Raw genomic sequence first — 8574 nt, 5'->3', positions numbered from 1 at the left:
TGGCCACAACCCTGTACACAATGAAAAATTATTCTAACAGGCTTTGACTAATACACGTAGACACAACTGTATCCCTCTCCTTATCCTGCATTTTCTTTTTTTAATACAAAATATTTACCAGCTTAAAAAGCCATATAAACCTTTTTTAAAGAAGAGCATAAGGAAACCGAATCCCACTTTATAAAAAAAGTGGTGAAATAGGCTGAGCCTATTGGGTTTCTAGTTTGTGAATTGCGGGATGCCTTTTTGGGCTTTGTAGCCCGTTTTGTGTACGTTTAAAGCATTTTTGTGGCACATTTTGTGTCCCTTGTAGCACGCTTTACGCCCCTTTAAATCAACGTTTTTTTAACCCAAAAAAGTGGGACGTCTTTTTTTTACTCATATGCGTTCTGTATGCGTTTTTGGTCATTTTATATGCGTTTTGTATGTGAAAAAAATTAAAAGTATGCGTTTTGTATGCGCCAAAAATGACCACTAAACGACCACGAAAACTGGGACGCCTATTTATTAATTGGTGGTAACTGGGTGGTCATTTTTTCATTCTGATGGTCATTTGGTGGCACTTAGTGGTCACTAAAAATGCACCAAAAAATTGAATTTGTGGTAAAATAAAAACGAAATTCAGCGAAGTTTTTTTCTGTTCACCTTCGCAATAACATAAACAAAAAGAACAGATTCATATTCAGCGGAGTTGTTACTCATTCACCTTCGCAACAACATAAAACAAAAGAATGATGATTAATTTTGGAGTATCCATACCTTAATTGGAACTAAAAAATTGGTGTAGCCTTACCGTAGTAGGCATAAAAATAAAAAAAAACGATATGTTAAAGCTATCCTTTTGGGTAACGTTAACATATCGTTTTTTTTATTCGCTAATACAATAATGCACATGGCTGCTGTGCATTGATCCTCATCAACCTCTTCTTAAAAACTCCTATAAAACTATTAAAATATACAACATTTATAAATGGAATTTCATTTTATCTTTTACAAGAATTATCAATCTAAAAGCAAAAAAACCAATTTCCAATAGCATATTATATACAGTGAAAACCCATTGGAAACACATTGAAACTCCATTGATTTTCTTATATTTATGATATCACGTTTTTGTTAGGCTTTGTCTAACCTGTCACCTTTAGTGATAGCAAAAAAACCTTATGCTCTTCTATAAATAATCTGCATTTAATATAAATTTATATAGAACTATTTCTTAAATATATTATCTACCTCATCATAATCACGAAACGTCACTGTATCTTCACATTGAATATAAATTCCTTCTCCAAACCAAGCAAAATTCTTACCCCAAATCTTACGAAAAACTTCAAACAAACGTTCTTCTCCAGTATCCTTATCCAAGAGGACTCCTTCAATAATCTCATCATCAGTAAAAACCACTACATTTTGATTAGTTAATTTTTTAATCTTAGATTCTAAAAATTTGTCTTCTAACATAATAAAATCCCCTTTGATTTTCATTTTTTTGTACGTAAAAAATACGTTTTTTTCCGTACAATTTGTATTATACGATATTTTTCCGTACAATACAAGAAGAGGTGATAATAATGACAGATAAAAAAGAAAGAGTAGAAATGAGAATCCCACAATCAATATTAAAAAAAGTTGACGAATACAAAAAAGAAAACGGAATTTCTACTAGAACAGCAACAATTCTAGAACTTATAAGAAAAGGATTAAATAAATAAAAAAATAGAAGGGATAATATACATATCCCTTCTAACTAATATCTGATTCTATATAATAAATACGATCAATATAATCTAAATTCTCAATATAGCTCAACTTGCCTTGAGTGACTAAAAAATCTAAATAACTACAAACGTGAACGTAGATATGAGGCTTTCCAGTAAGATAACGTTTATCTAAAGAGCCAACCTCTTTAATCATAAATTCACATAGTTGTCTCACACTTACAGAATTAACATTTTGTATAAACTGCAAAATAAATTCTTGTTCAACAAAACTTAAAAATTGATACGAAATGTTCTTCTCAATAGAAACAGGTTTCACTTTCACAGGCTGACTTCGTATAGTTTGAACATTATCATCATCTAAATTAAATCCAAAAACAATGTCTTCATCAAACAAAGAAACTTGTCCTTCTTCTCTTTCCTCGTTTATTTCAAAATCTACAGAATCATTTTTCTCAACAATATTCTTCTTTAATAAATTATAACTTCTCAAATCACCTTTTAATCTCATAACCTGACGTTCTAATAAAGGTAAATCTAATTCTAAATGCTCTCTAATATCTATAGGCATAATCAAATCATTAGGAATAGAATCCATTCCTAAGTTCTCAAATAAAGACCAACCAGATGAAATTTTAATCAAAATTTCATCTAACTCACAATCAATCTTATACATTCCCTTCAAAACTGCCTTAACAATACTAGAAGGTAAACCTGTATGTTTTTTAAAGTGATCCTTACTAAACTTTAAAATTTTATTAGTCACTAAATTCTTAACAATATATTGATAACGTAAAGGACGACCACACTCACACGGATGATTTTTCGAAACTTTTCCTGCATCAATATACTCAATAAACATCCATTGAGTAGATATATGTTCAGCATCCTCTTCAGATTCGCCACCTTTTAATCTAGCTAACACACTAGAGAATGCTGTCTGATTACCTCTCTTCAAAAAAATACGTAAATACTCTTGTTGTTCATCAGACAAACTACCCATTATTCTATCCCTATCTTCTGGATCTAAATAAGCACCATACATAAACAACAAATCCTTCCGAAAAATTAAATTAAATAGACCATGCTACAAATTACATATATAATACAATTAGATTCTTTAACAATCATTTCAGTCTTATGATTCTTCAACCCATTGAAGAATCTACATTTTTGTACATCTTCAGCCCATTGAAGATGTTTTTTTTATATCTAAAATCCCATTTACTAAATCAAAAACATTATTTAATGTTATATTCGAAACCGGTTCTGGAACACAATTTATCATAGTCGATAAAACCTTTTCATCCGGCACATAAACTTTTATATTTTTCTTCGCTCTTGTAATTCCTGTATATAATAAATTATTAGTATTTAATTTCGGCTGACTTTCTAAAAATACCGCCACATTCTCATATTCACTACCTTGAGATTTATGAACTGTAAATGCATAAGCTGGTACAATATTAACTGTATCTAAATATCTATAAAACACTTGCCTATCTTCAAAATCCAATTGAATTAAAATACCTTTATCATCATGATCAACAATTTTACCAGTATCACCATTATAAACCCTTCTAGATGAATCATTAGCAATGATCATGACTCTATCACCGATTTCATAACAATAATCATTAAAACACTTCGTAATTTTATCCTTATTAGCTTGAACTATTAAATTAATTTTCTTAGTCATTTTTTTTGTATTTGTTAAAATTTGATACCCCTGTTCCACAAGTGGTAAAACTAGTTTTTCTAATTGTTTTTCATCATATAATCTAAAATCAATTAATTCACGATTTAAAACTTTATATGCAAGCTCTAACACAGTATCTCCACTTCTAAAAACTTTTGTAAGTCTTATAGTATTTATAAAATCTAAACCTTCTAATTCAGGAATTACAGAAGAATCATTAACAGGTGGAAGTTGAGCATCATCACCAGCAAAAATAATCTTTGTATAACTAGGAACAGCTAATAATACTTTCATCAAAATATCTCTTGATATCATACCTACTTCATCAATAATCAAATACTCACATTCTAAGTTATTATACTCATTCTTTAAAAAATTCGAATTCCAATTAGATGAACATGCTTTATGAACTGTCATAGGCTTGTATTCGGTTAATTCATGTTGACTCAACAATTCTTTAATTCGTACAGACGCTTTACCTGTATACGTTAAAATAAAAGTTGTACGTGGATTAGGCTTTAATTTTTTCAACAAATTAACTAAAGTATAAGTTTTACCTGTACCAGCTCGTCCTAACAATAATGTAATTTTATTTTCTACAAAAGATTTTAATAACTCTAATTGTTCTTTAGTTAAATCAGTCTCATCAAAAACAGTCGATAACTTATTTTTATATTCAGCAACTGAAACTTGAATTAAACGCTCATGAATTACATAGTTACAATTTATAAAATCATCTAAATCCAATGACTTTGAAAATTTCAATAAATCAATTGCATATTGATCCCTAAGCATTACCGAATGAAACTTAATAAAATCTTCCACATTACCTTCTAATATCTTAGGTACATCATAACTAGTTGCATTAATTTGATAATCATATACTCCTAGTTTTTTAAATTTTGATTCCTCATCATCTTTATCATCAAATAATTTAATAGACTTACTCGAGGTAATAAGCTTTTTCGCTATATCACCTTCCTTTTCCAATTCAGAAAAGGTTTCTATAGTCTCCTTAGTAACATATCTAGTAACTTTCGATACATAAAAAGAAATAATATCAGTATCTACAGTGTCATATGTAAGAGTTTTATTTCTCTCCATAGCATGATCCACAATATACGCATTATCATAAACCTCACTTACACCTTTAACTGTTATCTTCTTCATTAAATAATGAGAAACATAACGATTACATAAAAAATGATAATGAGGTTGTCCACTTTCATGCAACTCAACTACCCGAATAAATTTAAAATCTTCAAATTCATTCTCTTCAAAACGTCTTGAAATTCGTTCGTAGAACTGTTTATGTAACATTTCATCTCGCTTATTAACTTCATGAATAGCCGGAAATAACTTGTCTACTAAATGATTATATTTCTTATGGAATGCAATTTTTTGTTTAACATTTAAACGGTTATAATATACCTTTTTTAAATTTGCAACTTCAAAAATTGCATTTTTTCTTGAATAAATTGCAAGTTCAACATCAATATCAAAATCTATCATTTTTTTCTTTTTCTTTTCATACCATTTTAAAGCTTTCTCATAACTAACTTTTTTACGTCTCATATATCCTTCAATCGTAAAATCACTAGACAATTCTGTACGAATCTTTTTAAAAATCTTCTCCAGATCATCAATACCATCCTTAGAAGTAATAGTATTAAAAAAGAATAGACGTTCATGCTGAGAAAAATATTTAATTCGAAGTTGTAAGCGCGCTGCAATGACCGGACCACATACAGGACAAGAGAGCTGATTACAGGACATTCTTCGGATCATAACATCACCAGTAGCTTTTTCGCGTAATACAATGGTCCGCCGACCACACTTAGCAATATCTAAAGCCATAAAAAACAACCTTTCTAAGAGAACGAATAAAAAGTGCGACAATAACCCTATTATTATTAACTAGTTAAGTAGAAACTACATTAAATTATGAATTTACTTCTTTACTTTATCTAACTTTTCTCTATATCTTTTTAAACCATCTTCAAGAAAAACACGATCTTTTACTAAACACTCAAGATTATCTAAATGATAAAAAATATAGTCAATATCATTTTCAGTAAAAGATTTATTACTTAAATATTGTTCAATCTTTAAAAAATTGTCTTCACAAACCTTTTCTGAAGACAATAAAATACTTTCTAATTCATTAATAACATTCTCATAATACGTTCTTAAATCCATAACAACACCTCTCTCTAAGCAATTCCACAAAGTGCCCATTTACACAGTAAACTGTTAAATATGTTTTATTACATTCTTACAACGTTTACTAAAGTAAATATCAAGAATGTGCATGTAACCACTCTTTAAAATACTCAAACATCTCTTTAGAATCCTCTTCAAACATTGGCGAATCATAAATCCTTATAGATTCAAGACCCTCATAAAAAACAAAATGAACTCCAGTACCATTAAAAAGAAAAACTCCTTTTAAATTTAGATCAGAAGATCTAAAATCATTTGAATTAAAATCATGAGAAATATGATTAGATTGAGAAGCCAATTTCATAACTTGCTTTGCAAAAAATCCACTCAATAAAACCCCTTCAAAATCACCATCTTCAGTTGTAGAGATGCTTGTATATTTACCAGGATTCTTCCTAATTAATTTCTTTATCTCTTTAATATTTTGCAAGATATCATTCCCCTTAAATATCTTCTTTCTTTAAAAATAAGCACATATAAATCCTAATGTTTTTGTCTCTTTAATTTTTCAACTGTTGTTTCATTTTTAAATACACGTTTATTCAAAACATCAATCTCAACATCTTTATCCTCAACTAACTTATATAACTTCGTAAAATTATCATCTATTTCCATTCGATGTGCTTTTAATTCTTGTTTTAATTCCTGCACATCACCACTTACTTTATCTACCTTTTTATCAACATCATCTAGTTTTTCTAGAATTTTCGTTAATAATTCTTCCATACAAATCCCTCCTTTATTTAGAAGCCTTAACAAATTGTTCAGCCATTTCCTTGAACATTCCAGCTATCAATGGATTTTGAAGCATAGATTCCATTTGAGGTTCTACATTTTCCATCATTGCCGGTATCATTTTTTCTCTAGTGTAATCTTTAATATCATAATTATTGTCTAACCACTGACCAACAATAAAATTCACCAAAGCACTCACTGACATTCCGTAGCGCTCAGACATATCATCTAACTTTTGTGCCGTAATTTCAGAAAACCTAACAGGGACACGTCTCCTCTTATTCTTTTCTTGAATTGTTTCATTTTCCATAAAAAAAGCCTCCTTATTACAAAAACTAATACTAAAATCCACAAATCTAATATGTAAAAGTGCAATTCGCATATGCAAAAACATATTTTACATATTAAAAAAGAGATTTTGTATATACGGTGCTATTGTATTGTATATACAATACAATAATGAATCCAAAATGACACCACTATTTTTTCTTTCTGTTACTAATATTATCTTAAAAATAGCATATAAACAAGAAATATTTAACAAAAAAACAAATAAAAAAAGCCTTATCGGCTAAATTTATCTTTTAAAAAATGCCACCATCTTTTTTTATTACTTGCTGCCACCATTCTTTTCACTTCTAACATTTCTTTCATTAATCTAACTAATTGCTGATCTCTATCTCCAACGCTTGTTTCAATCATCTTAGTTTGATTTGATTGTTCATTTAATTTAATAGTTAATTCATCGATTTTATTATTCTGCATTAAAATCAATTCCTTTAACTCTTCAATCGCCTTGTTATCCCCTCCATTTTCAGGAGATATATCGGTTATAACTTGATTCTTATTCAAAATACCAAACTCTTCACCAACAACTCTACAAGATTCTTCTATAGTCCTTCCTGGTTCCGCCTTAACTGATAATAACCTCTTAAATACTTCTAAATCATATTCACTAAACATTACCTGTCCTTTTGAATCTCTTAAGAAGTTATATCCGTTATATCTCTCAAACATACCATAATATTTTTTAAAAGTTGTATGATTAATATTTAATGTTTGTGCTGCTTGTTTTGTTGTTTGATATATAACAACCATTGCAATCACCTCACAAATTTACATTCGATATAACCGATATAACTCCTTGTTTTATAATTTATATAAACTTTATAAATCACAATGAAATTTCACGTCCCGTATTTTTCACAAAATTAAACCGTCCTTTTTAAAAAAGGGACACAAAAATTTTTTATATGTGGGATATTCCCACACCCTTTACGCTCACAGCGGGTGTCCCCCAAACAATGTTTGGGAGTACGCAATAGCTTGGTTTACTATTCCTTTAGGCAACCCTACGGGACATCAACTTTTATTTAAAAAACTTTTTACAAACCAAAAAACTTTTCTAAATAAAACTCCTTCGCCTTGCTACGGCTTCTTACAGGCTTTCCATTCCCATCTACCGATTCACATTTCAAACCTTTCAGAAGTGATTTTGCGTACTCTGATGAATATATACATCGTTCCTTCTTTTAAACATTCTACCTTTATACCTGAAGTTATATCGGCTATATCTTCTATAACTCACAATTAAATCCAACTATATATTAAATACCTCTATAGATAACTACCTTGTTAATATTTTTCATCCTCTTAACGCTTAACTATCCCTGGCGCGCATCCGCCTAAGGCCGAATGCTCGCCATACCTAACATAACCTCTAGGGCGTAAGCACTAATTCTGCGACAAATATTAAAAACATTTTTTCTATAGAATCTCTAAATATATACTTATCTCTTCTTGAAACCCAAGCACTATATCCGTATTTAAACCTCCAACTACCCTGAATTTAGTCCTGCTGCCATTTCATTTTGATTTTTTTATAACAATTACTTGTATAAAAATCTTCATGCTTCGCTCCAATATACTTCAAAAACTGTCTTCCCTAATCTTCGCTATTCCTCGCTAATTACCACAAACATTAATTATTTAATCAATCGGATCTATTAGTAATGCTACATCAAAACATTAGTAACATAGACCTTATAAATATTTTGTAACCACAAAACGTATTACCTTTTTCAATTGTGGCCACAACCCTGTACACAATGAAAAATTATTCTAACAGGCTTTGACTAATACACGTAGACACAACTGTATCCCTCTCCTTATCCTGCATTTTCTTTTTTTAATACAAAA

Annotated in this window: 9 protein-coding genes; 1 reads left to right on the top strand and 8 read right to left on the bottom strand. The window is 29.6% G+C overall.

Going from position 1 to position 8574, the window contains the following annotated elements:
- Nucleotides 1–1209 precede the first annotated feature (1209 nt).
- The gene (locus ACS2CR_RS32535) at nt 1210–1461 is read right to left on the bottom strand and encodes a hypothetical protein (protein WP_000888627.1); all 252 of its coding nucleotides are present in this window, start codon (nt 1459–1461) and stop codon (nt 1210–1212) included.
- Nucleotides 1462–1571: 110 nt separating this feature from the next.
- Here ACS2CR_RS32535 and ACS2CR_RS32530 point away from each other — a divergent pair, with 110 nt between their 5' ends.
- Entirely contained in the window at nt 1572–1712 is a 141-nt protein-coding gene (locus ACS2CR_RS32530; RefSeq protein WP_322471606.1) for a hypothetical protein, read from the top strand.
- 31 nt (nt 1713–1743) lie between these two features.
- Here the strand turns inward: ACS2CR_RS32530 and ACS2CR_RS32525 are convergent, their stop codons facing one another.
- From ACS2CR_RS32525 to ACS2CR_RS32495, 7 genes are all read right to left on the bottom strand, one after another.
- The gene (locus tag ACS2CR_RS32525) at nt 1744–2763 is read right to left on the bottom strand and encodes a DUF3895 domain-containing protein (RefSeq protein ID WP_438906137.1); all 1020 of its coding nucleotides are present in this window, start codon (nt 2761–2763) and stop codon (nt 1744–1746) included.
- Between the two features lie 138 nt (nt 2764–2901).
- Nucleotides 2902–5274 carry an ATP-dependent DNA helicase gene (locus tag ACS2CR_RS32520; protein WP_438906136.1) on the bottom strand — a complete coding sequence of 791 codons (2373 nt, stop codon included), beginning with the start codon at nt 5272–5274 and terminating at the stop codon, nt 2902–2904.
- 93 nt (nt 5275–5367) lie between these two features.
- Complete coding sequence (locus tag ACS2CR_RS32515; protein ID WP_042991741.1) at nt 5368–5616, bottom strand: hypothetical protein; 249 nt, start codon at nt 5614–5616, stop codon at nt 5368–5370.
- Nucleotides 5617–5716: 100 nt separating this feature from the next.
- Entirely contained in the window at nt 5717–6070 is a 354-nt protein-coding gene (locus ACS2CR_RS32510; protein WP_322471607.1) for a hypothetical protein, read from the bottom strand.
- 53 nt (nt 6071–6123) lie between these two features.
- Entirely contained in the window at nt 6124–6366 is a 243-nt protein-coding gene (locus tag ACS2CR_RS32505) for a hypothetical protein (RefSeq protein ID WP_050062460.1), read from the bottom strand.
- Between the two features lie 13 nt (nt 6367–6379).
- Entirely contained in the window at nt 6380–6685 is a 306-nt protein-coding gene (locus ACS2CR_RS32500) for a hypothetical protein (RefSeq protein ID WP_042991738.1), read from the bottom strand.
- 254 nt (nt 6686–6939) lie between these two features.
- On the bottom strand, nt 6940–7473 hold the full coding sequence (locus ACS2CR_RS32495) for a DUF3967 domain-containing protein (RefSeq protein ID WP_042991737.1): 534 nt from the start codon (nt 7471–7473) through the stop codon (nt 6940–6942).
- Between the last annotated feature and the right edge of the window lie 1101 nt (nt 7474–8574).

Source organism: Bacillus cereus group sp. BceL291 (assembly GCF_051776705.1).
In the GTDB taxonomy this organism is placed as follows: domain Bacteria; phylum Bacillota; class Bacilli; order Bacillales; family Bacillaceae_G; genus Bacillus_A; species Bacillus_A cereus.
This window is presented reverse-complemented; position numbering and strand designations above follow the sequence as displayed.

What these genes read in the sequence shown, in the direction of transcription:
- ACS2CR_RS32525 (WP_438906137.1), bottom strand. Translation starts at nt 2,763, where the DNA reads ATGTATGGTGCTTATTTAGATCCAGAAGATAGGGATAGAATAATGGGT.
- ACS2CR_RS32500 (WP_042991738.1), bottom strand. Translation starts at nt 6,685, where the DNA reads ATGGAAAATGAAACAATTCAAGAAAAGAATAAGAGGAGACGTGTCCCT.
- ACS2CR_RS32535 (WP_000888627.1), bottom strand. Translation starts at nt 1,461, where the DNA reads ATGTTAGAAGACAAATTTTTAGAATCTAAGATTAAAAAATTAACTAAT.
- ACS2CR_RS32505 (WP_050062460.1), bottom strand. Translation starts at nt 6,366, where the DNA reads ATGGAAGAATTATTAACGAAAATTCTAGAAAAACTAGATGATGTTGAT.
- ACS2CR_RS32520 (WP_438906136.1), bottom strand. Translation starts at nt 5,274, where the DNA reads ATGGCTTTAGATATTGCTAAGTGTGGTCGGCGGACCATTGTATTACGC.
- ACS2CR_RS32530 (WP_322471606.1), top strand. Translation starts at nt 1,572, where the DNA reads ATGACAGATAAAAAAGAAAGAGTAGAAATGAGAATCCCACAATCAATA.
- ACS2CR_RS32515 (WP_042991741.1), bottom strand. Translation starts at nt 5,616, where the DNA reads ATGGATTTAAGAACGTATTATGAGAATGTTATTAATGAATTAGAAAGT.
- ACS2CR_RS32495 (WP_042991737.1), bottom strand. Translation starts at nt 7,473, where the DNA reads ATGGTTGTTATATATCAAACAACAAAACAAGCAGCACAAACATTAAAT.